20 protein-coding genes are annotated in these 24751 nt (G+C 66.1%); 7 read left to right on the top strand and 13 right to left on the bottom strand.

The window, feature by feature from the left end; all coding sequences use genetic code 11:
* Positions 1-171 precede the first annotated feature (171 nt).
* Positions 172-903: a hypothetical protein gene (locus tag ACSQ22_RS08600; protein ID WP_055393843.1), complete on the bottom strand. Its 732-nt coding sequence runs from the start codon at positions 901-903 to the stop codon at positions 172-174.
* A gap of 221 nt (positions 904-1124) precedes the next feature.
* On the opposite strand from ACSQ22_RS08600, the gene ACSQ22_RS08595 reads away from it, so the two are divergent.
* Positions 1125-1751 carry a hypothetical protein gene (locus ACSQ22_RS08595; protein WP_436130212.1) on the top strand — a complete coding sequence of 209 codons (627 nt, stop codon included), beginning with the start codon at positions 1125-1127 and terminating at the stop codon, positions 1749-1751.
* 70 nt (positions 1752-1821) lie between these two features.
* Here the strand turns inward: ACSQ22_RS08595 and ACSQ22_RS08590 are convergent, their stop codons facing one another.
* The 3 genes from ACSQ22_RS08590 to ACSQ22_RS08580 form a co-directional block, all read right to left on the bottom strand.
* Positions 1822-2829, bottom strand: coding sequence for an asparaginase (locus tag ACSQ22_RS08590; protein ID WP_436130045.1), 1008 nt, complete (start codon positions 2827-2829; stop codon positions 1822-1824).
* Between the two features lie 23 nt (positions 2830-2852).
* Positions 2853-5417 carry a penicillin acylase family protein gene (locus ACSQ22_RS08585; protein ID WP_436130044.1) on the bottom strand — a complete coding sequence of 855 codons (2565 nt, stop codon included), beginning with the start codon at positions 5415-5417 and terminating at the stop codon, positions 2853-2855.
* A 118-nt stretch (positions 5418-5535) separates the two neighbouring features.
* Positions 5536-6465, bottom strand: a complete 930-nt coding sequence (locus ACSQ22_RS08580; RefSeq protein ID WP_199727006.1) for an adenylate/guanylate cyclase domain-containing protein — start codon at positions 6463-6465, stop codon at positions 5536-5538.
* A 332-nt stretch (positions 6466-6797) separates the two neighbouring features.
* Between ACSQ22_RS08580 and ACSQ22_RS08575 the strand changes: the two genes are divergently transcribed.
* The gene (locus ACSQ22_RS08575; protein ID WP_436130043.1) at positions 6798-7151 is read left to right on the top strand and encodes a hypothetical protein; all 354 of its coding nucleotides are present in this window, start codon (positions 6798-6800) and stop codon (positions 7149-7151) included.
* 66 nt (positions 7152-7217) lie between these two features.
* Here the strand turns inward: ACSQ22_RS08575 and ACSQ22_RS08570 are convergent, their stop codons facing one another.
* The 4 genes from ACSQ22_RS08570 to ACSQ22_RS08555 form a co-directional block, all read right to left on the bottom strand.
* On the bottom strand, positions 7218-8201 hold the full coding sequence (locus ACSQ22_RS08570) for an LD-carboxypeptidase (protein WP_436130042.1): 984 nt from the start codon (positions 8199-8201) through the stop codon (positions 7218-7220).
* Positions 8202-8286: 85 nt separating this feature from the next.
* Positions 8287-9678, bottom strand: a complete 1392-nt coding sequence (gene tadA / locus ACSQ22_RS08565) for a tRNA adenosine(34) deaminase TadA (RefSeq protein WP_436130041.1) — start codon at positions 9676-9678, stop codon at positions 8287-8289.
* 58 nt (positions 9679-9736) lie between these two features.
* Positions 9737-9982, bottom strand: a complete 246-nt coding sequence (locus ACSQ22_RS08560; RefSeq protein ID WP_121506700.1) for a hypothetical protein — start codon at positions 9980-9982, stop codon at positions 9737-9739.
* A gap of 64 nt (positions 9983-10046) precedes the next feature.
* Positions 10047-10667, bottom strand: a complete 621-nt coding sequence (locus ACSQ22_RS08555) for a LysE family translocator (protein ID WP_431152746.1) — start codon at positions 10665-10667, stop codon at positions 10047-10049.
* 101 nt (positions 10668-10768) lie between these two features.
* Here ACSQ22_RS08555 and ACSQ22_RS08550 point away from each other — a divergent pair, with 101 nt between their 5' ends.
* Positions 10769-11773 (top strand): GlxA family transcriptional regulator, encoded by a 1005-nt coding sequence (locus ACSQ22_RS08550; RefSeq protein WP_436130040.1) that lies wholly within the window; start codon positions 10769-10771, stop codon positions 11771-11773.
* An 80-nt stretch (positions 11774-11853) separates the two neighbouring features.
* On the opposite strand, the gene ACSQ22_RS08545 is transcribed toward ACSQ22_RS08550, so the two are convergent.
* The gene (locus tag ACSQ22_RS08545; RefSeq protein WP_436130211.1) at positions 11854-12984 is read right to left on the bottom strand and encodes a branched-chain amino acid ABC transporter substrate-binding protein; all 1131 of its coding nucleotides are present in this window, start codon (positions 12982-12984) and stop codon (positions 11854-11856) included.
* A 257-nt stretch (positions 12985-13241) separates the two neighbouring features.
* Positions 13242-13916, bottom strand: a complete 675-nt coding sequence (locus ACSQ22_RS08540) for a hypothetical protein (protein ID WP_436130039.1) — start codon at positions 13914-13916, stop codon at positions 13242-13244.
* 220 nt (positions 13917-14136) lie between these two features.
* On the opposite strand from ACSQ22_RS08540, the gene ACSQ22_RS08535 reads away from it, so the two are divergent.
* From ACSQ22_RS08535 to ACSQ22_RS08520, 4 genes are all read left to right on the top strand, one after another.
* Positions 14137-16140 (top strand): peptidase U32 family protein, encoded by a 2004-nt coding sequence (locus ACSQ22_RS08535; RefSeq protein WP_436130038.1) that lies wholly within the window; start codon positions 14137-14139, stop codon positions 16138-16140.
* Between the two features lie 55 nt (positions 16141-16195).
* On the top strand, positions 16196-17278 hold the full coding sequence (locus ACSQ22_RS08530; RefSeq protein WP_436130037.1) for a sodium:calcium antiporter: 1083 nt from the start codon (positions 16196-16198) through the stop codon (positions 17276-17278).
* Positions 17279-17282: 4 nt separating this feature from the next.
* Positions 17283-19973 carry a cation-translocating P-type ATPase gene (locus ACSQ22_RS08525; RefSeq protein WP_436130036.1) on the top strand — a complete coding sequence of 897 codons (2691 nt, stop codon included), beginning with the start codon at positions 17283-17285 and terminating at the stop codon, positions 19971-19973.
* A 169-nt stretch (positions 19974-20142) separates the two neighbouring features.
* A complete protein-coding gene (locus ACSQ22_RS08520) occupies positions 20143-21426 on the top strand; it encodes an O-acetylhomoserine aminocarboxypropyltransferase/cysteine synthase family protein (protein ID WP_121419818.1) in 1284 nt (427 codons plus the stop codon).
* A 141-nt stretch (positions 21427-21567) separates the two neighbouring features.
* Here the strand turns inward: ACSQ22_RS08520 and ACSQ22_RS08515 are convergent, their stop codons facing one another.
* The 3 genes from ACSQ22_RS08515 to egtD all read right to left on the bottom strand — a co-directional run bounded on the left by ACSQ22_RS08515 (position 21568) and on the right by egtD (position 24690).
* Positions 21568-22410: an SPFH domain-containing protein gene (locus ACSQ22_RS08515; RefSeq protein ID WP_055393814.1), complete on the bottom strand. Its 843-nt coding sequence runs from the start codon at positions 22408-22410 to the stop codon at positions 21568-21570.
* A 153-nt stretch (positions 22411-22563) separates the two neighbouring features.
* Positions 22564-23760 (bottom strand): ergothioneine biosynthesis protein EgtB, encoded by a 1197-nt coding sequence (egtB, locus tag ACSQ22_RS08510; protein WP_436130035.1) that lies wholly within the window; start codon positions 23758-23760, stop codon positions 22564-22566.
* A gap of 12 nt (positions 23761-23772) precedes the next feature.
* Positions 23773-24690: an L-histidine N(alpha)-methyltransferase gene (gene egtD / locus ACSQ22_RS08505; protein ID WP_121506709.1), complete on the bottom strand. Its 918-nt coding sequence runs from the start codon at positions 24688-24690 to the stop codon at positions 23773-23775.
* Positions 24691-24751: the final 61 nt, after the last annotated feature.

Below are 24751 nucleotides of genomic sequence, written 5' to 3'. Positions count from 1 at the left end.
CACGCACTACGCGCGGGAGGGACGCACCCGGTGGCGTGGCGGAGTCGGCTCCACGGGTGCACTGGTCTTGTGCGTGCCAGCTTCATAACCTGCGGGAAAATATTGCAGAACGCACAACGGGGCCACACGCTCCGTTGTGCGTTTTCTTTGGCGCAGGCGCTGGCTGGAACGCTACCGGGTGATGTTGGGCACATCGTCCGGCCCCGCCACCGACATGGGCGGCAGGTTCTGCAGGGCCGCCTGCCCGGCCACCAGCAGGAGTTGCTTGGCATGCGCGATCTCGGCCAGGCTGCGCTGCGTGTGTTCCATGCGCAGGTAGACCTTGCCACGCGCCAGCATCAGCACCATGGGCGATTTCGCCCGTTCGGAGCCACCTTCCCCCTCCACGGCATTGAGCAGCTGTGAGACCACGGGCGCATGGATCCAGCGCTGGGCCAGCTCAATGCGCTCTGCCACCACCGCGAAGTGCTCGCGGAATGACACGGGCAGGCCGGGCCAGGCCATTTCCTCGTACATGGACAACCAGCGCATTTCTTCGGGCAGGCTGCTGCTCACCGCGGTCTGCAGCGTATCGGTGATGGCGGTGTAGGCCGTGCCTTCCAGAATTTCCTGCAAGGGACGGTTGATCACCATCACGGCGGCATCGGGGTCGGCGCCCACGTCGGCGCGCCCGCGCAGCTCCAGGCCCGTCACATAGTCGCGTGTGGGTGCGCCGCATTCCAGCCGCCACGGGTGGCCGTGGATGTCACCGCCCAGATCGAAATGCCCCTCGGTGGAATGTGCAACGATGGCCAGCTGCTGTTTCGCAGCCCAGCGGGCCACGTCCCGGTTGGTGGCAGGCCGGCCCAGGTCCGAACCCGGGGAGCCGGAAGTACCGAATGCTTTGCGGAGGCGGTCAAACATGAGAGGCCGAAGCGCAAGGCTTCGCAAGAGTCGCGGGTGCAGGCATTATTGGGCGAAAATCGAAATTCCCCCTGAGTCGCCTGCGGCGCCTTCCCCCTGAGGGGGACGCACCCGGTGGACTGGCAAAGCCAGATCCACGGGTGCACTGGCCTGGGGCGCGCCAGTTTCGGCAGGTGGGGGCCTGGTACGGCGCTTGGATGAACGACATGCCACTTTTGACTATGAACCGCCGTTTTGCCCTGACCGCCATGGCTGCTGCGGGTGTACTGGGGACCTTGCCTGCGGCCGCAGCGGAATTGCCCAGGGACACCTCGGCCACGGCCCGCCAGCTGGTGCACTGGGCCACCGAAACCGGCGACCACCAGGGCCTGCCTTTTGCCGTGATCGACAAGCCCACCGCCCGCATCCATGTGTTCTCGGCCCAAGGGCATTGGCTGAGCAGTGCTCCGGTACTGCTGGGCGCGGCGCTGGGCGACCGGTCTGCGCCGGACATTGGGCAGCGACCACTGTCACAGATCCGCCCGGAGGAGCGCACCACGCCCGCTGGCCGGTTCGTGACAGAACCCGGGCGAAACCTGCGCGGCGACGACATTGTGTGGATCGACTATGAATCCGCCGTCTCGCTGCACCGCGTGCGCAGCGTTCATGCCGCTGAGCGCCGCCAGCAACGCCTGGCAAGCCGGGGCGTGAGCGACAAACGCATCAGCTACGGCTGCGTGAACGCACCCGAGGCGTTCTACAACCAGTTCATCGCGCCTGTGTTCGGCCAGGCACGCGGCGTGGTGTACGTGCTGCCGGACACAGAGCCATTTGCTACTTTTTTTATAGCTGCTAGCGCTTACCCCTAAAGCGCCAGGGCCATTTTTTACTGGATTTTCCGGATCCAGCCTGCTGCCGTGCGGCGTCAGGCTGCCCGGTTCAGACAGGCCGCAGCTGGAACACGGCCCTGCGTCCGCCGACCTCCAGGCCCCGGGCATTGAGGATACGGCCCGACCGGCGCGGCGCCAGTGCCTCGCGCTGCCGGGCGTCGAACCAGCCGAGCTGGTCCATGACCTCCACTGCGGCGGCCACCTGCGCCACCATGTTGCCGTCCATGACCTTGAGCGCGAAGGCCTCGCCCCGGCTACGGCAGCCCACCACCTGCACGCCGTCGGCGCCGGTCTTGGACACCCAGTCGCCCTCACCCACACGCATGAAATCCAGGTCGTGCCGGCCGGTGCCCGAGCCCAGCTCGGGCCGGGCGACCATGGCATCGGCCAGTTCGGTGAGGCTCTGGTCCAGGTCCGTGTCCGGTGCTCCACCGGCCAGGCGAGCGTAGCCCCGGGCCAGGCTGGCCAGCGGCATGGCGTAGTTGGGCGCCGAGCAGCCGTCAATGCCCATGGCCAGCTGTTCTGGTGCCAGCCCCACCGCTTGCGCAACGTGGTCGCGAATGGCCACCTGCAGCGGATGCGCTGGGTCGAGGTGATCGTCCAGCGGCAAGCCTTGTTGCACGCAGTGCGCGACGAAGCCCGCGTGTTTGCCGCTGCAGTTGTTGTGGCGTTCGTCTGGCACAAAACCTTGTGGCAGCGAGGCGAGCCCCAGCTCGGCAAACAGCGGCCGGTGGCACCCGCAGCGCAGCGCGTGGTAGTCCTTGCCCACGCTGGCCAGCATGCGCTCGGCCTGCGCCACATGCATGGACTCGCCGTTGTGGCTGGCGCACAGCAGCGCCAGCTCGCCCTGCCCCCAGCCCAGCGCGCGGGCTCCGCCCGACTGCATGAAAGGCAGCGCCTGGAACGCCTTGATGGTGGAGCGGGTGAAAGTGACGGTGTACGGGTCACCCACCTGGGCCAATACCCTGCCGTCGCGGTCGGCCACGGCCACTGCGCCCCAGTGCTGGCATTCGACCAGTCCGCCGCGGTTGACTTCGATCAACGGTACAAAACCCATGGTGTGCTTTCTTGCAGCCTGCATCACTGCGCAGCAGCGGCGGTGCTGGCGGCAGTGGAAGGCGTGAGTGTGAGCTCATGCATCCAGCGCGCGGGCTGTCGCTGCAGCGCGCGATAGCCGGTCTCGGCCCAGGTGGTGCTCATGTCGCGGTAGCGCGGCGAGAACACCAGCCCGCTCTGACCGGTTTGGTAGATGAAGCGTGACTGTTCCAGATCGGCCAGGTCGTACACCGCGCGCAGCGAGGCGGCGTGGCGGTTCACGTACGGACCAGAGGCTTCGCCCGCGTTGTACTGGCCCACGTTCACGGTGTACGAATCGCCGTGCGAGGGCACGCTCACATCGAAGAAACGCGCCAGCGCGGGCACGTTGCCGAAGGGCCGGTGCGCGCTGAGCGCCGGGTGCGCCGCGCCCCAGCGCCACTGGGCCGGGTCTGCGCCATACGCAGCCTGCAGGCGGTCGAGCGCGCGGCCCAGGGCGGCGGCAGATTGTTCGGCACACGATGCGGGCTGGCACCACCAGGTGTCGTTGCGCTCCAGAATGCCTTCAATGGCCGCGCGGTAGTCGCGCTTGCCATACGTAGCGGTGAACCGGTCTTCGCCAATGCGCGGAATGATGAGGCCGCGCGCCAGTTCGTCCGTCCAGGCCACAAAGATCAGCGGCGCGGCGCGGCCCGCGTCCATCACGCCGTCAAAGCCCTGCAGCTCTTTCTGCGCAGCGGCGGCCAGCGGGTGCGTGGACTGCGCCTGCTGCAGGTGCGGCAGCAGGCGCCGCGTTGCGAGCGAGGTCACGTCGCGGTGGATGGCCTGCATGCTGGCCGCGTCGTGCTTGGGCGTGGCCTCGATGAGCTGCGCAATGCGTTCGTAGCGGTAGGGCAAGGCCCAGTCCTGCGTCAGAAAGTGGGGGTAGCCTGGCGCCGTCACGCGCTGGTTGGCCGTGGCGATCCAGCCCCGGGCGCCCTGGACGCCCGCCCCTCCGCTGACACCGTCATCCTGCGGGGTTTGCTCATACGGCAGCCAGCCCTTCCAGTCGTAGCGCGCGTCCCAGCCGGGCGAAGGCGCCACGCCCCGAATGTCGTTGGCGGCATCGCGCAGCGGCACACGGCCTGCGGCCTTGAAACGGATGTTGCCCTGGTCGTCCGCAGCCACCACGCTTTGCATCGGCGAGTGGTAGTGCGCCAGCCCCGCAAAGAGCTCATCCACGCTCTTGGACTGGTTGGTCTTGAAGCCCGCCAGCACGGTCTGGTTGTCATCGTCCAGCGCGCTCCAGCGCAGCGCGATCACATATTTGCCCAGGTCCAGCACCTCGGCGTGCGACTTCTGAACGTCGCTCAGCACGGGGCCATGGCGCGTGCTGCGCAGCTGCAGCAACAGGTCGGCCTCGCCCTTGACGCGAATGCTTTCGTTGCGCACGGTGAACTGGGCCCATCCGTCGGGCGTGCGGTACTGCCTGGCATCGGTGGGGTTGATCTGCTCCAGATACAAGTCCTGCACATCGGGGCCGGTGTTGGTGAAGCCCCAGGCGACCTTGTCGGTACGGCCCAGCACCACAAAGGGCAGGCCCGGCAAGGTGGCGCCTACGGCATCAATGGGGCCCAAGGGTGTGCCGTCAGACGCCTTGCCCGCAGGGGCCTGCAGGCTCGCAAAGTACCAGATGGCGGGGGCCGACAGGCCCAGGTGCGGGTCGTTGGCCAGCAGCGGCTTGCCGCTCACGGTGCGGGTGCCCGCAATCACCCAGTTGTTGCTGCCCTTGCCTTCATTGGTGCCTGCGTTGCGGGTCAGTTCGTCGGCCCAGGCCAGCATGCCGGCGCTGATCTGCCGGGACAGCGGACCTTCGCGGTTGGCTGGCGCCACAGCAGCCGCTGCAGCACCGGCGGCAGGTGCACGATAAACCCCCAGCTGGCGATACAGCGCCGCCAGGTCTGCGGACGCAGCGGGCGGCTCCCCCGGATAGGGTGGCATCAGTTGCCACAGCCGGTCGGTGTCCAGCGTGCGCGCCACCGACAGGCGTGCGAACTCGGTGCCCCAATTGCCACCCAGGTCCAGCGCCATCATCAGCGCCCAGCCCACGCTGTCCTCGGGCTCCCACACCGCGCCTGCGGCGCCTCCGGGTTGCACGCCCAGCACCAGAAACTCCGGTGGCAAGGCCTGGGGACGCTTCTGGTGGAAGGCATGGATGCCCTTGCTGTAGGCCTGCAAGGCCTCCTGGGCATACAGCGGCAGCCCAGCGTACTGCCGACGGGCCACACCCATGATGTCCAGGCTGCGCATGAGCTTGTCGGTCTCGACCGTGGCAGGGCCAAAAACCTCGGACAGCTGGCCGTGCATGACCCGGCGGTTGAATTCCAACTGCCAGGTGCGTTCCTGCGCATGTACATAGCCCATTGCAAACCATGCATCCTGCGGGGTCTGAGCCTGGATGTGGGTGACATCGGCGCCATCGCGCCGCACCTGTACTGCTTCGCTGAGCCCCGCCACAGCCAGGGAACCATCGAGTTGTGCAAAGCTGCGCTGCACATACACCGCCGCGCCCGCGCCTGCCAGCAGCGCCACTGCCACCAGCCCGAGGGCTGTCCGCTTCATCCATGCCATGTTTCTTGTCTCCTGCCGTTGGTCTTGTTGTTGATGTTGTGCACGCAAAGCCATGGTGGCTCCGCGCCCGCGCTGCGGCCACACTGCAATGCAGAAGGAGCCGCCAGCTCTGCGCGTGTCAGCTCAAATGCACACTGCCGCCCGCCACATGAAAGCTCATGACCGGCGCACTGGGCTCGTTGAACGAAACGCCCAGCGCAATGTGCCCCGCGCCATGCAGGATGCAGGCATCGCGCCGCAAGCGCACGGGCGAGTCGCTGCCCTCGAACCGCACCCAGGTTCCAAAGCTGCTCATGTCGGTCAGCACGAACCCGCTGTTGCGCCAGTCGATGCGCGCATGCAGGCGCGACACGCGCGGGTCGTTGATGCGCAGCTGGGCATGCTCGGCCCGCCCCACCATGACCGGGGCATCCGACGAGGTGAAGGTGCGGTCCACCCCATGCCAGGAGAACTGGATCTGCCCCAGGATGGAATCGACCGGTGCAAAGTTGCTGACCAGTGCCGCCTGCATGGTGAGGGAATCGGGCGCTTCGTCCTCACGCCATTCGACGTGGTAGAGCATGAGCAACTCGGCCTTACCCCGAATGTCCATCATGCCCAGCTTGCGGTACCAGACATCGGGCGCCGTGCCCGCAAGCAGCACGGTGGTTTCGGTAGCCCAGATTTCAGCGGGCCCGGCCCGTTCGCACAGCCGGGAAGCCACGTTGACGGCGTCGCCATAACAATCGCCATCCACATCCACCACTTCGCCGCTGGCCACGCCCACGCGGATCTCCATGCGCAAGGGGTGGGGCCAGCGGTCCAGGCGGACCTTGTGCTGGCGCAGCATGGTGGCCATTGCAGACACCGCACTGGAGGCATCGCCAAAGACCCCCAGCACCCCATCCCCGAGCTTCTTGACCACCCGGCCGCCATGGGCCTCGATGGTGTCACCAATCCACTGGGTGACCTGCGTCACGGCCTCGGTAGCGCGTTCGTTGCCCAGCGCTTCATACAAGGCAGTGCTGCCCGAGATGTCCGCAAAGACCATCGTCGACAACACACTCATGAACGCGGGCCCGTTGGTAACATCATGTGAATCAGTTTAGTGCAAGCGCCCTGGCTGCGCACCCTTCAAAGCGCCAACAAGTGTTGCCTGAGGCCGCAGCCGCAGCGAAAGGCGCGGTTGCAACGTTCACCACAACGACCCCGCACATCGTCAGCGTCGCGAAAGGGAGGCGCAACCCCGGTCGCCTGAAAATCCACCAACACGTAAAAATTCGCAACAAGCCGGGGCAAGTTGTTGTCTTTATGCAAAAACAGGAGCACGCCCCTTGCGCTGCACCTCGCTCCCGCTTACTTTGGCCGTCCCTGTTACAAAAAGCCCGCCCTCACCCCGCCATGCGCTGGAACAAGCCGACTCTCCGCAACAACCTTCACGACCTGCTGGGCCGTGACAAGCCGTCGTCCACGGCATGGGTGCGCAACCAGGGGCTGGAAGAAGTGCGCCGGGCCATGCTGCAGAGCCTCGCCGGCATGACCGGTTGCGAGGTGGCACGCATGAACATGCGGCTGCGTTATGCCGGCGACATCGAGGCGCTGTGGTACCTCCGCACCGACCTTTTCAGCACGCTGGTACCGCTGCGGGGCGAGCACGGTGCCCGGGGCGTGATCGACCAGGTCACCCAGCTGTTCCAGGGGCAGCTCCCACGCGCGCTGCGCCCGGCGCAGGTCGCCCCTCACACCCCCTCCTGACGCGCACCAGGCGCGCGTGGCGAACCGCCGTTGTGGCGGTGTCATGCGGGTAAAGGCCTCACCGCGTCAGTGCTGGTGCCCCCAGTAGATCAGCGCATCGCGCTCTTCCACCGACAGCGACACTGTGGCGCCCACGGGCAGCAGCACCTTCGTTTCAACATGCCCGAACGGCAGGTTGGTCAGCACCGGCGCCTTGATCTGGGTGCGCAGCCAGTCCACCACCGACTGCAGCTTGTAGCCGTTGTCATGCGGTGCCAGCTTGAAGTTGGTGAACTGCCCCAGCACCACAGCCTTCTGCTTGGCCAGCACACCTGCGTGCAGCAGCTGGGTCAGCATGCGTTCGATGCGGTAGGGGTGCTCGTGCACGTCTTCGATGAACAGCACGCCGCCCTTGACCTGCGGGAAATACGGCGTGCCCACCAGCGATGCCAGCACCGCCAGGTTGCCACCCCACAGCGTGGCACTCTTCACATAGACATTGGGTACAGCGGGCTTGCCCGTGGCGGCGTTGGGCTGCTCTTTATTCATGCGCCAGCCTGTGCCTTCGCCGTGGCCAGTCAGCAGGTCGTCAAAGCAGGCTTCCATGATGTCGTCGGGCTCGCCCGCCACACCAAAGTCAGCCCCCAGCGATGGCCCCGCCCAGGTGGTGGCACCCGTCTTGGCCAACACGGCCAGCTGGAAGGCGGTGAAATCGCTCACGCCCACAAAGTGCATGCCCTTTTCAATCGCCTTGGCCACCGCCTTGTAGCGGATGCCCGGCAGGATGCGCGACAGGCCGTAGCCCCCGCGCGAGATCAGCGCCACATCGGCGCCGCTGGCCGCTGCACGGTGGATGGCGGCCAACCGGGTTTCGTCGTCGCCCGCAAAGCGGGTGTGGGTGGCCAGCGCGTCCTCATCCACCTCCACCTCATGGCCCAGGGCCTTGAGCCGGGCAATGCCGCGCTTGAAGGCGGCCTTGTCGCGCACGGCGCTGGAGGGCGAGTAGATGTAGATGTGCTTGGGACCGTGGTCGTGGTCGCAATGGGAAGGGTCGTGATGGTGGTCGTGCAAAGCGCTCAGACCCGCCGAGGGGCCTGCTCCGTAAACAGGGGGAATGCCGGGCGCCACATGCAGTCAGGCGGCGCCAGCGGACAAGTCAGTGCGCGAAGTATTCCACAGCCTGTGCGGCAATGGCCTCGCCATGCTCCTGCACAAAGTGGCCGGCCTGGGGCAGCACGATAGGCTCGGGGCAGCCTTGGATGCACTGCTGCAGCGCCCGCATGGTGGGCAAGCCCAGCACCGGGTCCTGCGCGCCCACCACCATCAGGCTGCGGCCCTGCCACTGGTGCTTCCAAAAATCGCGGGCCGCGCGCGACACGGCGGCGCCCGGGTCACCCGCAGCAGCGGGCACGCGTTCTGGAAAGGCCCGCAACGCGGCGCGGTAGCCTTTGTCCGGGAACGGCGCATCGTAGGCAGCGCACTCCGCCGCCGTCAGATGCGGGTTGCCACGCGCCAGCAGGCGCCCTACTCCATACAGCGGCTTGTCGCGGCACATGGCACGCCAGGCGACAAATCCGGCAGGCAGTGGCGAATCGCCCGTGGCCAGCAGGGTGTTCATCACCAGCAGGCCGTCAAAACGATCCGGCATGGTCATGGGCAGCGTCAGCCCCAGGATGCCTCCCCAGTCTTGCACCACCAGCACCACCTTGCGCAGGTCCAACCGCTCGATCAGTTCCAGCAGCATCTGGCGGTGCCAGTCGAACTGGTGCACGCCCTCTTTCTTGGGCTTGTCGCTTTTGCCAAAGCCGATCAGGTCGGGCGCCACCACGCGGTCGCCTGCAGCCAAAAAGGTGGGCAGCATGCGCCGGTACAGGTAGCTCCAGGCCGGGTTGCCATGCAGGCACAGCCAGGTACGCTGCGCGTCGTGAGGACCTTCGTCGAGGGTGTGCAAACGCAGGCCCGCCAGGCTGGGCAGGTCGCTGATGTAGTGAGGCGCCCAGGGGTAGCCGGGCACGTTGGCAAACGCCGCATCGGGCGTGCGCAAAGCGTCGTCTCGCAAAGGATGGCGGGCCAGTGCCTCGGTGCGTTGCTGATGGCGGCGCTGGCGGAAAAAGCCGCTGAGCAGACCGCCACATTCTTCGGCCAGCACCCCGCCCAGCACCTGGGTCTGGTGGTTGATCTCGGCATGGCCGAACAAGTTGAACACCGAGCCTGCCGCGCCCGTTTTGGGATCTGCCGCGCCGTACACCACCCGCGCCAGCCGCGCATGCAGCATGGCGCCGCTGCACATGGCACAAGGCTCCAGCGTGACGTAGAGGCTGCAGCCGTCGAGCCGGTAGTTGGAGAGCCGCTGCGCGGCCGCGCGCAGGGCCACGATCTCGGCATGGGCCGTGGGGTCGTGTCCCTCCACGGGGGCGTTGCGGCCCGTGGCGATGACCTGGCCGTCCTTGACCACGATGGCGCCCACGGGCACCTCACCCGCTTGCGCGGCTGCCTGCGCCTCGGCCAGGGCCAGGCGCATCCAGTGCAAATCTTGGTCAAGGGTCATTGCTATTTAAATGATAGCTACTAGCGCTTGATATACAAGCGCCAGGGGCCAATTTTGCTTATTTTTCTTCGTCGGGCATGGGCCGGGCTTGCTGCATCAGGCCTTCCACCTGTTGCTTGACCTGCTGCTGGATCTGCTGACTCTGGTCGCGCACGGTGACAGGCGGTGCCGACGCAGGGTCGGCCCCGGGCGCCGTCTGCAGCGCGGGCACCGGGGCGCGCGTGGCCGACAACTGCTTCTTGGCCAACAGGCCCACGATGGCCAGCACCACAACCAACCCCACCAAACCAAACAATCCCCGCATGCCTGTGCTCCCTATGCTGTGCAGGACTGCACTGTAAACCGGGCAAGGCCTTCCCTGCCTTCAGTCAGTGCGTCATGGGCAGCGCCGCCCCCATCAGGCCGAACAACCCGCCGCAGGCACGGTTGAACTTGCGGCCCGTGCGCTGCAACCAGGGCCGGATGCGGTGCGCCAGGCTCGCCAGGCCGAATTCGACCAGGCATTCAACCGCCGCGAAGGTGCCCGCCATGATCACGAACTGCACCCACAGGTCGCGCCCCGGCGCGATGAACTGCGGCAGGAAGGCCCCATAGAACAGCAGCACCTTGGGGTTAGAAATGGCTGCCAGCAGCCCTTGGCGAAACATCCTGCCGCCCGCCACCGATGCCGGTCCCGCAGCACGGGGCAAGGCCTGCACCTGCATGGCTGGCGCCCGCCACAGCTGGATGCCCAGCCACACCAGATACGCCCCGCCCACCCATTTCATCACCGTGAGCGCGTGGGCCGACGACTGCAGCAGCGCGCCGATGCCCAGCATGGACAGCCCGATCAGGCTAACAAAGCCCACCGCCCCGCCCGCAATGGTCCACAGCGTGCGCACGCGCCCATGCAGCGCGCCATGGGCCAGCACCAGCAGGCTGTTGGGCCCCGGGGTCAAGGACAGCCCGATGACCGCCAACAGGTAGACGAGCCATATTTTCAGTTCCATCGCAGCACCCTTCTTGGAAAAGCATGGTCTGGAGTCTAGGCACCTCCTGTCCGTGGTATGCAATCCAATCTGGCTATTTTTGATACCAAAATGGATACCTTATGAGCACCGCCAACGACCGCCCTCTCCAGCGCCCCGACGTACGCCTGCTCTTGATGCCGCTACCCGACTTCGCGCTGCTGCCATTTGGCGCGTTTCTGGACAAGCTGCGCTTTTCGGCCGACGAAGCGGACCGCAGCCGCCAGCGCTACTGCGCCTGGACGCTGATGGGCGTCGACAGCGCGCCCGTGGTGTCCAGCTGCGGGGTGCAGGTGACGATGGAGGCCACGCCTGACTCCGTGGACCTGGCGGCATTCGACTATCTGGTGGTGTTTGGCAGCCGCACGGTGCAAGCGTCGCTGGGACATGTGCACACCCATGGGCCCGTGCTGCGACAGGCTGCAGCGCGGGGCCTGCCCCTCGTGGCGATAGACAACGCCAGCTTTTTGCTCGCCGAGGCGGGTCTGCTCAAAGGCCGCCGCGTGGCGCTGCATTGGCGCCATGTGACCGAGTTCCGCCATGCCTTCCCACGCATAGCGGTGGCCAGCGAGCAGATCTATTGCTTTGACCGCGACCGCATTACCTGCGCGGGCGGCACCGCGGCCATCGACATGGCGGTGGAGTTGCTGTCACGCCACTGCGGCCGGGAGCGCGCCTTCAAGGGCTTGGCCGACATGCTGGTGGACGAACCACGCCACCATGGGCACCACCTGCAATCGATGGAAGGCGGCGGGCCGGACCTGGGCCGCCACCTGGTACGTGCGGTCGCGCTGATGCGCACCTCCATGGCCGACGGCCTTACCGTGGCCAGCATCGCCGAGCGCATCGGCATTGGCCGCCGACAGCTGGATCGGTTGTTCACCGAGCGCTTCGGCCACAGCGCTCACAACCACTGGACAGCGATGCGCATGGAACACGCCCACTGGCGCGTAACCCATTCACACCACAGCCTCTCCGCCATCGCTGACGAGGTGGGTCTGGGCAACGCCAGCAGCCTGGCACGACTCTTCCGGCGGCACTACGGCACCAGCCCCGGAGCGGCCCGCGCGGGCGGTCCGAGGGGCTGACTGAAGCTCCGCTTCCACTCTGCAGGCAGGGCCATCGGGTGCCCGAGTCCACCGGCACCGATCCATGCGCGGGCGACCCCTCAGTTCAGCGCCACGCGGCTGCCGTCCTTGAAGGTGTAGAGCGTCACGGCGGGCGTCGTCAGCTCGCCCTTGGCGGTGAAGGCGATGTTGGCGGTCACGCCCTTGTATTCGGTCTTGGCCAGGAAGGGGGTAAACACCTTCGGGTCCACCGAATTGGCGCGCTTCATGGCGTCGGCCAGCACCATGGCGGCGTCATAGGCATAGGGGCTGTAAATCTGGAACTGGCCAGGGAACTTGGCGTCGTAGCGCTTCTTCCAGTCGGCGCCGCCCTGCATCTTGTCCACCGACGCACCGCCCGTGGCGCAGGTCACGTTCTTCAGCGCGGGGGTCTTGCCCGACAGCTCGGGCAGCTTTTCGGTGCACAGCGCGTCGCCGCCGAAGAACTTCACATTACCCAGGCCCAGCTGCTCCATCTGGCGCAGCATGGGGCCGGCCTGCGCGTCCAGGCCGCCGTAGAAGATCGCATCGGGCTTCTTGTTCTTGATGGCGGTGAGGATGGCCATGAAGTCGGTGGCCTTGTCGTTGGTGAATTCCTCGGCCACCACCTTCAGGCCCTTTTGTTGCGCCGTGGCCTTGAAGACCGAGGCCACGCCCTGGCCGTAGGCCGTGCGGTCGTCGATGATGGCCACACTCTTGAGCTTGAGATGGTCGGCACCAAACAGCGCCAGCGCCGCGCCCAGCGCGTTGTCGTTGGCGATCAGGCGGAAGGTGGTCTTGTGGCCGGGTTTGGTCAGGTCAGGATTGGAGGCCGATGCCGTGATGTGCGGCAGGTCGCACTTGGCATAGATGGCCGATGCGGGGATGGACGTGCCCGACTGCAGGTGGCCCACCACGCCCGCCACCTTCTGGTCGCACAGCTTCTGCGCCACGGCGGTGGCCTGGCGCGGGTCGCCCGCGTCGTCTTCTGCCGCAATTTCAAACTTGATCTTCTTGCCACCGATCACGAGGTTCTGGGCGTTCAGGTCGTCAATCGCCAGGCGCACGCCGTTTTCAGTGTCCTTGCCGATGTGGGCAATGCCGCCCGACACGGGGCCGGCGTGGGCGATCTTGACGGTTTGCACATCCTGTGCGTTGGCTGCAGTGGCGGCGGCAACACACACACCCACGGCAGCCAGCTGCACAACGGACACGGGGAAAGACGACGGACGCAGGCGGGTGAAAGCTCGGAACACGGTAGACATCTCCAAAAAATATAGTCGCAACTTTTGCGCACCATTTCGGGGCAAAACGCACCGCATCCTAGCCACCATCCTCCCTTGCCGTCGCCAATTGCTATGCAAGCTTAGTAATTTGCTGGGCCATTAAAACGGCTAATGGCGCAAGATGATTCGCCGAAGTCACCCTATGAAGCTGCCCTTTGAGCGGCAGCGCGCCCGTTGGCAAGCGCTCAACCTTTCACCATCCGCAACTTGAAGTTGGTAAACGGCAGGATGGCGTTCGGTGCGTCGCGGGGTACGCGCTCTTCCACGCAGCCCGTGTCATTGGGGGTCACGAAGTGCGGACCAATACCGGCAATGGCCACTTTGTGCGACCCCGTCCAGTCCCAGCCCCACCCGGCCCCGGTCACCTCGCCTTCGAACAAAACCGGGCCATCGGCCGCGATGCCCTGGTGGATGGTGATGCGCATCCGGTCGGCAAACCCACCCATCCGATAGCCGGCCTGGACGCGAAGCGTGAATACGGGGTGCATCGCCGGGTTGAAGATCGCCCCCGAGGTGTTGGTAACCGTCACCAGCCCCGGCATGGCCGTGCCGTTCCATCGCTCGGCCATCACCATGCCGTCCGCAAAGATGATGAAGCCCCGGGCCTCGGACCAAAGGTTCTGGCCATGGCGGTAGATCGGCCCGCAGTGAGGGTTGTAGCTGCCCTGCCCGCCGGTGCAGTCCAGTGCAAACACCATGTGGTTGGCACCTTCGGAAAAGAACCACGAACAGTCCACCGTGCAGACCAGGTCGTTGTGCCGCATGGGAGACAAGCTGAGCCGAGGCGGCAGGTAGCAAAAGTCGAGATCATTGATCGCCAGTGTCAGCTGGGTGGGCTTCTTCACGCGGGAGGTGCTCATCAGAGTCCTTTCACTGGGTTTTACGGGGTGGCCGACGATGCCGACGGCCTTGCAAGAACGCGGTTCACAGAGACCATGGGGCCGCCGCCGAGGCTTGCACGCTGCGCCCGTTGTACCAGACCCCCACCGCACAATGCATCGTCACATGGTTACCAAAAGTGCAGTGCCCGATACCCGACGGAAGCTCCACGGCACCGCGAAACTGAAATAATCACGCCCCATGTCTCTCCTGCCCCACCAGCTCGAACTGCTCTCGCCCGCGCGCGACGCAGACATCGGCATCGAAGCCATCAACCACGGCGCCGATGCCGTCTACATCGGCGGCCCAGCCTTTGGCGCGCGGGCCAGTGCGGGCAACGACATCCGCGACATCGAACGCCTGGTGAAGCATGCGCACCGCTTCAACAGCCGCATCTTCATCACGCTCAACACCATCCTGCGCGACGACGAGCTGGAGGCCGCTCGCAAAATGGCGTGGCAGGTGTACGAGGCCGGTGCCGACGCCCTCATCATCCAGGACATGGGCCTGCTGGAAATCGACCTGCCCCCCATCCAGCTGCACGCCAGCACACAGACCGACATCCGCACGCCCGAGAAAGCACGCTTTCTGCAGGACGCAGGCCTCTCGCAGATCGTTCTGGCGCGTGAGCTCACGGTGCAGCAGATCGCCGCAGTGCACAAGGCGCTGGGCCCTGTCGATGCCCTCGGCCGCGCCAACATCGAGTTCTTCATCCACGGCGCACTGTGCGTGGCCTACAGCGGCCAGTGCAACATCAGCCATGCGCAGACCGGCCGCAGCGCCAACCGGGGCGACTGCAGCCAGGCCTGCCGCCTGCCTTACCAGGTGACGGACGCGCAGGGCCGCTTCATTGCGCACGACAAGCATGTGCTGAGCATGAAGGACAACAACCAGAGCGACAACCTGCGCGCCCTCATCGACGCGGGCGTGCGCAGTTTCAAGATCGAAGGGCGCTACAAGGACATGGGCTATGTGAAGAACATCACCGCCCACTACCGCACGCTGCTCGACGAAATCATCGACGAGCGTGAGGCCCAGGGCCGGCCGCTCTCCCGCTCGTCCAGCGGGCGCACCACCTTCACCTTCACGCCCGACCCGCTGCAGAACTTCAACCGCGAGTTCACCGACTACTTCGTCACGGGCCGCAAGGAAGACATCGGCGCCTTCGACACTCCCAAGAACCCGGGCCAGGCCATCGGCTGGGTGACGAAGGTAGGCCCCGACTTCGTCGAGCTGGAGGTGAGCGACCCCGCCACCGTGCTGCACAACGGCGACGGCCTGTGCTACTACGACCTGCACAAGGATCTGGTGGGCATGGCTATCAATGTGGCCGAGCCCGTGTCGGCGCGCAGCGTGGGCCAGTGGCGCGTGTACCCCAAGGACCCCATGGACGGCTTCAAGGACCTGCGCAAGGGCACCGAGGTCAACCGCAACCGCGACATGGACTGGGTGCGCACGCTGGAGAAAAAGTCCAGCGACCGCCGCATCGGCCTGTGGGCGCACCTTAGCGAAACGCCCACCGGCTTCAGCCTGATGCTGACCGACGAGGACGGCAACGTGGGCTGTGCATCCGTGCAGCAACCCCACCAGCCAGCCACTGACGCAGCCAAGGCCGAGGCCAGCCTGCGCGAGCAGCTCGGCCGCTTTGGCGCCACGGTGTTTGCGGTGCATGACATTGCGCTGCAGCTCTCGCAGCAGTGGTTTGTGCCCGCCTCGGTGCTCAACGCCCTGCGCCGCGATGCCGTGGCCGAACTGGAAGCCAACCGGGCCCACAACTTTGCCCGCCTGCCGCGCGCCACGCCGGTGGAGCCGCCTGCGCCCTACCCCGAGGACACGCTCTCCTTCCTGGGCAACGTGTTCAACCACAAGGCCCACGACTTCTACGTGCGCCACGGCGTGAAGGTGATCGACGCGGCCTACGAGGCGCACGAAGAGGAAGGCGAGGTGAGCCTCATGATCACCAAGCACTGCGTGCGCTTCAGCATGAGCCTGTGCCCCAAGCAGGCCAAGGGCGTGACGGGCGTGCAGGGCACCATCAAGGCCGAACCCTTGATGCTGATCAACGGCAAGGAGAAGCTGACCTTGCGCTTTGACTGCAAGCCCTGTGAAATGCACGTGGTGGGCAAGATCAAGCGTCAGGTGCTGAACCAGGCCAACGAGATCCCACTGACCTTCTACAAAGCCCGGCCACACAAAGCACATTGATGCACCTGCATGTGGCGGCTCAACAGCAACGCCCCATGCACACTGACCCGTTTTCATGCCCGCCCTGCGGGCGAGCACCATGATGGCCACGCTGCTGGTGTGGCTGCAGTTCGCAGCCTGCGCGGGGCTGATTGGCGCGGCGGGCTACCAGCTGTCGCGCTACGGTGATGCCATTGCCCAGCGCACAGGCTTGTCGGGCAGCTGGATCGGCCTCACGCTGGTGGCCAGCGTGACTTCGCTTCCGGAGCTGGCCACCGGCATCACCAGCGTCACCATCGCAAACACCCCCAACCTGGCTGTGGGCAACGCACTGGGCAGCTGCGTGCTCAACCTGGTGTTTCTGGTGGTGATCGACCTGCTGTACCGGCCAGCACCGGTATGGACCCGGGCCGCCCACGGCCACGTGCTGGCAGGCGCTTTTGGCGTGGTGCTGCTGGGCTTTTTGCTGCTGGGGCTGCTGATGGGCCAACTGGGGGCTACTGCCAGTGCTTCCACCGGCGCTGGCACTGCCTCCCAGCGCAGCGTGGGCCTGCTCACTCCCGTGATCCTGCTGCTGTATCTGGTGGCGATGCGCACCGTCTTTGCGTATGAGCGGAGCCACCCCGCTGCGCCACCGGCCGACACAGTGCCGCCCACCAACAACGCAGCACCTACGCTGCCCAGCCTTCGACAAGCGGCCACCCGCTTTGCGATGGCGGCTGCCATCGTGGTGGGGGCCGGCATGTGGCTGCCCTTTGTGGCGGTCAACCTGGCCACCACCATGGGCTGGAACCGCAGCTTTGTGGGCAGCCTGTTCGTGGCCCTGGTCACCACCCTGCCTGAGCTGGCGGTCACGTTGTCAGCCCTGCGGCTGGGTGCGCTCGACATGGCCATTGGCAACCTGCTGGGCAGCAACCTGTTCAACGTGGCCATCGTGGGCATAGATGATCTGTTCTACCGCCCCGGCGATCTGCTGGCCCATGTGTCGCCCGTGCATGCCATCACCGCCGCATCGGCCGTAGTCATGACCGGGCTGGCGGTGGTGGGCCTGTTCTTTCGCCCGCGCAGCCGTGTGCTGCGCGCAGTGGGCATGGTCAGCATCGGCATGGCGGCGGTGTACCTGGTCAACACTTACGTGGTCTTTCTGTATGGAAACTGATGCCGTGAAGCACCCCCATCCTCACCTACGCGATGCACTGGACGTTGCACGCGAGCACGCCGTTGACCCTGACGCGGGCCTGCACCCCGACGAAGCCCTGCGCCGCAGCGCCACCCACGGCGCCAATGAGCTGGCGGCGGGGCAAGATCGCCCCTGGTGGCATCTGCTGGCCGACCAGTTCAAGGACTTCATGGTGCTGGTGTTGCTGGGTGCGGCCGTCATCTCGGGCCTGGTGGGGGAGGTCACCGACACGCTGGTCATCCTGGTGATCGTGGTGCTCAATGCCGTCATCGGCTTTGTGCAGGCCTGGCGCGCCGACCAAGCCATGGCCGCGCTGCGCCAGCTGGCGGCGGCGCACGCCACGGTGCTGCGCAGCGGAGCCGTGCAGGTGGTGCCCGCCACGGCGCTGGTGCCGGGTGACATCGTGCTGCTGGAGGCGGGCAACCAGATTCCGGCCGACCTGCGGCTGATCGAGATTGCGCAGCTGCAGGTGGATGAATCGGCCCTCACAGGCGAGTCCGTCACCGTAGCCAAGCAGACGCAGGCCCTGGCCGCCGAGGACGTGGGCGCACTGGGCGACCGCACCAACATGGCCTTCAAGGGCACCACGGCCACGCATGGCCGGGCACGCGGCCTGGTGGTGGCCACCGGCATGCACACCGAGCTGGGCAAGGTGGCCACGCTGCTCGACACCGGCGACCGCAGCACGCCGCTGCAACTGCGCCTAGCGGCCTTTGGCAAGCGGCTGGCACTGGCAGTGCTGGGCATCTGCGCGGTGATTTTTGCGGTGGGTGTGCTGCGCGGCGAGGCGCCGCTGTTGATGGCCCTCACCGCCATCAGTCTGGCCGTGGCCGCCATCCCCGAGGCACTGCCTGCGGTGGTCACCGTGCTCCTGGCCCTGGGCGCACGCCGCATGGTGGCCGTGCATGCGCTGGTGCGGCGCTTGCCTTCGGTGGAGACCCTGGGCTCGGTCACCACCATCTGCTCGGACAAGACAGGCACCCTCACGCAAAACCGCATGCACGCCGAGCTGCTGATGGCCCAAGGCGTGCCCTGGGTGCCCGGCGACCCGCTGCCTGGCCCCGCCCATGCCGAAGCCCTGCGCGCCGCAGCGCTGTGCAACGACGCCACGCTCCAGGCGCAGAACGAAGAGGGCCAGTTCGGCACCCGCTGGCAGGGCGACCCCACCGAAACCGCGCTGGTGCTGGCCGCCCATGCGGGCGGACTGGACAAGGCCCAGCTAGATGTGAGCAGCCCCCGCGTGCAAGAGCAGCCCTTTGACTCGGACCGCAAGCGCATGACCACCTTCCACCGCGCTGCCGATGGTTTTGTGGCCTACACCAAGGGCGCGCCAGAATCAGTCTTGCCCCGCTGCACCGCCCACTGGACGCCCGAAGGCGCTGCCGCACTGGACACGGCCCAGGTCCTCGCCACCGCCCAGCAACTCGCCGCCCAGGGCCTGCGGGTGCTGGCCCTGGCCCGCCGCAGCCACATCCGCCTGCCCGACACCAACGACATCGACGCGGTCGAAAACCAGCTGGAGCTGCTGGGCCTGATCGCCCTCATCGACCCACCCCGCGCCGAGGCCCAGGCCGCAGTGCGCGACTGCATCAGCGCGGGCATCACGCCCGTAATGATCACAGGCGACCACCCTGCGACTGCGCGCGCTATTGCGCACCGCCTGGGCATTGTGCGCAGCAGCGATGCCCCAGTGCTCACCGGCGCCGACCTGGCCACACTGGACGATGCCGCACTGCGCGCCCGCGTGGAACAGGTGCAGGTCTACGCCCGCGTGGACCCGGCGCAGAAGATCCGCATCGTCGAGGCGCTGCAGGCCCAGGGCCACTTCGTGGCTATGACAGGCGACGGCGTGAACGACGCCCCGGCCCTCAAACGCGCCGATATCGGCATTGCGATGGGCCAGGGCGGTACCGACGTGGCGCGCGAGGCATCCAGCCTGGTGCTGCTAGACGACAACTTCGCCACCATCGTCGCGGCGGTGCGCGAAGGCCGCCGCATCTACGACAACATCCGCAAGTTTGTGCGCTACGCGATGACGGGCAACTCGGGCGAGATCTGGACCATCTTCCTCGCGCCGCTTTTGCTGCTGCCCATTCCGCTGCTGCCCATCCACATCCTGTGGGTCAACCTGGTGACCGACGGCCTGCCCGGCCTGGCACTGGCGGCCGAGCCAGCCGAGCGCGGCATCATGCAGCGCCCGCCCCGCGCACCGCGCGAGAGCCTGTTTGCACACGGCATGTGGCAGCACATATTGGGCGTGGGCCTGCTCATTGGCGGGCTGTGCCTGGCGGTGCAGGCCTGGGCCCTGCACACCGGCCACGCGCATTGGCAGACCATGGTGTTCACCGTGCTCACGCTGGCGCAGATGGCGCACGTGATCGCCATCCGCTCCGAATCCGAACCCATCTGGCGCCTGGGCCTGCTGAGCAACCGCCCGCTGCTGGGCGCCGTGCTGCTCACCTTTGCACTGCAGATGGCAACCATCTACGTGCCCTGGCTCAACCCAATCTTCCGCACGGAGCCGCTGAGTATTGGCGAGCTGGCGCTGTGCATTGGCGCCGCGCTGGTGGTGCTGGTGGTCGTGGAAATCGAGAAGGCCTGGCGGCGCAGCCAGCAGGAGCGGCGCACCGCGCCAGAGCCCATCGACAGCGCCATGGACGAGCCTGCTGCGTGAGGTTGCCCAACCCGCACAAGAACGTCATAAGCACATAGCCAACGATTCGATGACGCCAGCGGCCAGCGGTGCCAGAATGGCCCGCGCCATCGGCCCACCGAGCTCCGCCCAGCCACGGGTGGAGACCGGTGGTGCCACTCCCTTCCCTTCAACGAAAGAGACAAGCTTCATGAAAATCGAAACCCTGGCCGTCCACGCCGGCTACAGCCCCGACCCCACCACCAAGGCCGTGGCCGTGCCCATCTACCAGACGGTGGCCTACGCGTTTGACAGCGCCCAGCATGGCGCCGACCTGTTCGATCTGAAGGTGCCTGGCAACATCTACACCCGCATCATGAATCCCACCACCGACGTGCTCGAAAAGCGCGTCGCAGCGCTCGAAGGCGGCATCGCCGCGCTGGCCGTGGCCTCGGGCATGGCAGCCATCACCTATGCCATCCAGACCATTGCCGAGGCGGGCGACAACATCGTCTCGGCCAGCACGCTCTACGGCGGCACCTACAACCTGTTTGCCCACACGCTGCCGCAGCAGGGCATCACCACGCGCTTTGCCGACCCGCGTGACCCGGCCAGCTTTGCGCAGCACATCGATGCGCGCACCAAGGCGATCTTCATCGAGTCCATCGGCAACCCGCTGGGCAATGTGACCGACATCGCCGCGCTGGCCAAGGTGGCGCACGACCATGGTGTGCCGCTGATCGTGGACAACACGGTACCCAGCCCCTACCTGCTGCGCCCCATCGAGCATGGCGCCGACATCGTGGTGCACTCGCTCACCAAGTACCTGGGCGGCCACGGCAACAGCGTGGGCGGCGCGATTGTGGACAGCGGCAAGTTCCCGTGGGCAGAGCACAAGGCCCGCTTCCCGCGCCTGAACGAGCCCGATGTGAGCTACCACGGCGTGGTCTACACCGAGGCCCTGGGCCCGGCTGCCTTCATCGGCCGTGCACGCGTGGTGCCACTGCGCAACACGGGTGCGGCGCTGGCGCCGCTCAACGCCTTCCTCATCCTGCAAGGCATCGAAACCCTGGCCCTGCGCATGGACCGCATCTGCGACAACACGCTGGCCATTGCCAAGTACCTGCAAAGCCACCCCAAGGTGGAATGGGTGCGCTACGCTGGTCTGCCCGACCACCCAGACCACGCGCTGGTGCAGCGCCAGTCAGGCGGCAAGGCCTCGGGCATCCTGAGCTTTGGCGTGAAGAACAGCGACGCCGACCCACGTGCGGCCGGTGCACGTTTTCTGGATGCGCTGCAACTCTTCACACGCCTGGTCAACATCGGCGATGCGAAGTCCCTCGCCACGCACCCCGCATCGACCACCCACCGCCAGCTCAACCCCGAGGAGCTGGCCAAGGCCGGCGTGAGCGAGGGCATGGTGCGCTTGTCGGTGGGCATCGAGCACATCAACGACCTGCAGGCCGACCTGGCCCAGGCGCTCGACAAGGTGTGAACTGCGAGTGGCCATGCGCTGAAGGCGCGTGGCCACTCAAAATTTCAAATGTTTATAGCCTCCAGCGCTTGACTGGCAAGCGCTATTAGCTATTATTTCAATAGCAAATCAACCCACAGTGGCACCGCTTGGCGCCCTGATTCACCGGCCCACGCTGACCAGTGGTGCAGCGCCGCCGCCCATCAGCACCGTGTTGCCCTGCTTGCTGGCAATGGCCAGGGCGGTGTCGCGCTGGATCTCGGCCAGCCGGATTTCCTTGAGCGCGGGCGTGAGCGATGCGCTGATGATCTGATTGGCCCGTGCCTCGCCTTCGGCCTGCACGATCAAGCGCTCTGCCTCGGCCTTGGCCAGGTCGATCTCCTTGCGCTTTTTCTCGATCGCCTGGTCCGTCTCGGCGCGCTGGCGGATGGCGGATTCGATGGCCTTGTCCGTCAACATGTTGCGAACATTCACGGCGGTGACAGTGAAGGCGCCTTTGTCCGTGGCGTCCAGCTCGGCCTGCAAGGTGGTGCGCACGCTTTCTGCCAGCTCGGCGCGCTTGGTGTGCATGGTGGTCGCATCCATCTGGGCAATGGCCTTGTAGATGGCTTCACGGGCTTCGCGCTGCACGCGGCTGTAGGCCACCAGCAAGTCCGCCGTGCCGTCTTTAACCACTTGTCTGTGCTGCACCACATCGCCCTGGTATTTGACGAACAGCGTAGGGATGGAGGCCGGCGTGGTCTTGAAATAGATGTCGATGTCCACGTCCTGCATGGTCAGGTTGTCACGGCTCTTGGGGGTGAGGTTCTCCAGCGAGAAGCTCACCTCCTTGGCGGTGAATTCGTCCACCGTCTTGAACAGCGTGAAGTAAAGCCCCGGCGGCAGGGCCTCCTGCCCCACCTTGCCCAGCGTGCGCTCCACACCCACATTGCCGGTATCGATCTGGCTGCACGCGCCCAGCGCAACGCTCAGGCACAACAGGGACAAGGTTCGCAAAGCGGTCATGGGAGTCTCACGGGTCAAAAGGGGTTGGTAGGCACGGCGCGCCGTGACTGCGCCGGCAGGGCGAGCGAGCGCGATTGTAGGAGAGCCCTACCCCACCAAAAACGTGTGGTTCGCCGCTGTCTACAGCAGCCTTCGGGACGGCAGAGCCCAGTATCAACCCAGGTCGCGCGCCAGCCGAATGCCCGTGAACTGCCAGCGCGCGGTGGCCGGGAAGAAGTTGCGGTAGGTCAGCCGCTCATGCCCCGGTGGCGTAGCGCAGGACGAGCCCCGCAGCACGTACTGATTCACCATGAACTTGCCGTTGTATTCGCCCACGGCACCTGCCGCCACCTGAAAGCCGGGATACGGGGCGTAGCTCGACTGTGTCCATTGCCAGGCGACGCCAAAAAGCTGCGCCACGGGGTCGGCATCCTTCGCGGCCGCGTGCTCCCATTCGGCCTCGGTGGGCAGGCGGGCTCCCGCCCAGCGCGCGTAGGCATCAGCCTCGTAGTACGACAGATGCACCACCGGTTGGTCGCCCTCCAGCGGCTGCAGGCCGGCCAACGTGAAGCAGTACCACTCGCCTTCCACGCGGTGCCAATACAGCGGGTGATTCAGACCCTGTGCTGCCCGCCAATCCCAACCTTCCGCCAGCCAGAGCATGGGGTTCTGGTAGCCCCCGCCCTCCACAAAGGCCGCAAATTCAGCCTGGGTAACAAGGCGCGAGGCCAGTGCGTAAGGGTGCAGGTACGTGCGATGGCGTGGGCCTTCGTTGTCAAACGCAAAGCCTTCGCCTTTATGGCCGATTTCGATGAGCCCTCCATCGAAAGAATGCCACGTCAAAGTTGCAGCCGCGGGCGGTGGCACCACATCGCAAGCCGCCGCATAGACAGGGAACAGCGGGTTGCACGACAGCAGGTGCTGTATGTCGGTGAGCATCAACTCCTGGTGCTGCTGCTCGTGCTGCAAGCCCAGTTCGATCAATGCGCACAAAGCGGCATCGTGCGCCACGGTCGACAACAGGCGCGCCATGCGGGCATCCACATCGGCCCGGTAGGCCAGCACTTCATGGAGCGCGGGGCGCGTCAGCAGCCCCCTCTGCGGGCGCGGGTGCTTGGCCCCCACACCGTTGTAGTAAGAGTTGAAAAGCACCCGGAACGCGGGCGCAAACGGCGCAAACCCGGGTTCGTGCGCTTCGAGAACGAAGGTTTCAAAAAACCAGCTGGTGTGCGCCAGGTGCCATTTGGTGGGGCTGGCGTCCGGCATGGACTGCGCGCTGCAGTCCTCGGGCGACAGGGGCGCCGCCAGTGCCACCGAGCGGCCGCGCACGGCGGTGTAGCGGGACTGCAGTGTGTTGGATGTCATGGTCATTGCAGCCACTGATCAGGGACGCGCGTGCACCACGGCAAACCAGCCGCGCTCGTCCGTCCACGCCTGGGCCTGTGCAAAACCAGCGCGGGCCAGCATGTCGGTGAACACGGGCAAGGGGTACTTGTAGCTGTTCTCGGTGTGAATGCGCTCGCCCTGCTCAAACCTGCGGCCACCGCCGGGCCAGCACACCTCGGTATCGGATGCCGCCTCCAGGTGCATTTCAATGCGCGACGCCTCGGGGTTAAAGAACGCACGGTGCTGCCACTGCCCCACATCAAAGTCGCTGCCGATCAGGCGGTTCACGTGGCGCAGCACGTTGCGGTTGAACTCGGCCGTCACGCCCGCCGCATCGTCGTAGGCCGCCTCCAGCACGGCCACGTCCTTGGGCAGATCGATGCCGATGAGCAGGCCGCCATCGTCATCCACAAGCTCGCGCATGTGGCCCAGCAGTTCCAGGGCGTGCGGGGGATCGAAGTTGCCGATGGAAGAGCCCGGGTAGAACACCAGCCGGCCGGTGCGGGGAATGTCGTCCGGCAGTGCCACCCCCAGGGTCATGTCGCCCGCCAGTGCGCGGGCATCCAGTGCGGGGAAATCGTCGCGCAGCCCCTGCACCGCCTGTTCCAGAAAGTCCGCTGAAATGTCCACACCCACAAAACACGCGGGCTGCACCAGGCGGCACAGGGTGCGGGCCTTCTGGCAGTTGCCTGCGCCCAGTTCGATGAGGGTACGCCCCGGGCCCACCGTGCCTGCAATGCTGTCCGCATGCGTCTGCATCAGGGCCATCTCGGTGCGCGTGGGGTAGTACTCCGGCAGGCGCGTGATGGCCTCAAACAGCTGCGAGCCGTGCTGATCGTAAAAATACTTGGGGGAGATGCGTGCGGGCCGCTGGGTCAGCCCGTGCGTGATGTCGGAGTAGCGAGGCAGGAGCATGGGTCAGTGAGACGTTGGGTGCGGCAGCGCCGCCGGGTGGTCAAAAAGCAGAGGCACCTGG

This window comes from Acidovorax sp. LjRoot38, assembly GCF_964252975.1.
GTDB classification, from domain to species: Bacteria; Pseudomonadota; Gammaproteobacteria; order Burkholderiales; family Burkholderiaceae_C; genus Acidovorax; species Acidovorax facilis.
Note: the sequence above shows the minus strand (reverse complement) of the source record. Positions and strands in the feature narration are given on the sequence as shown.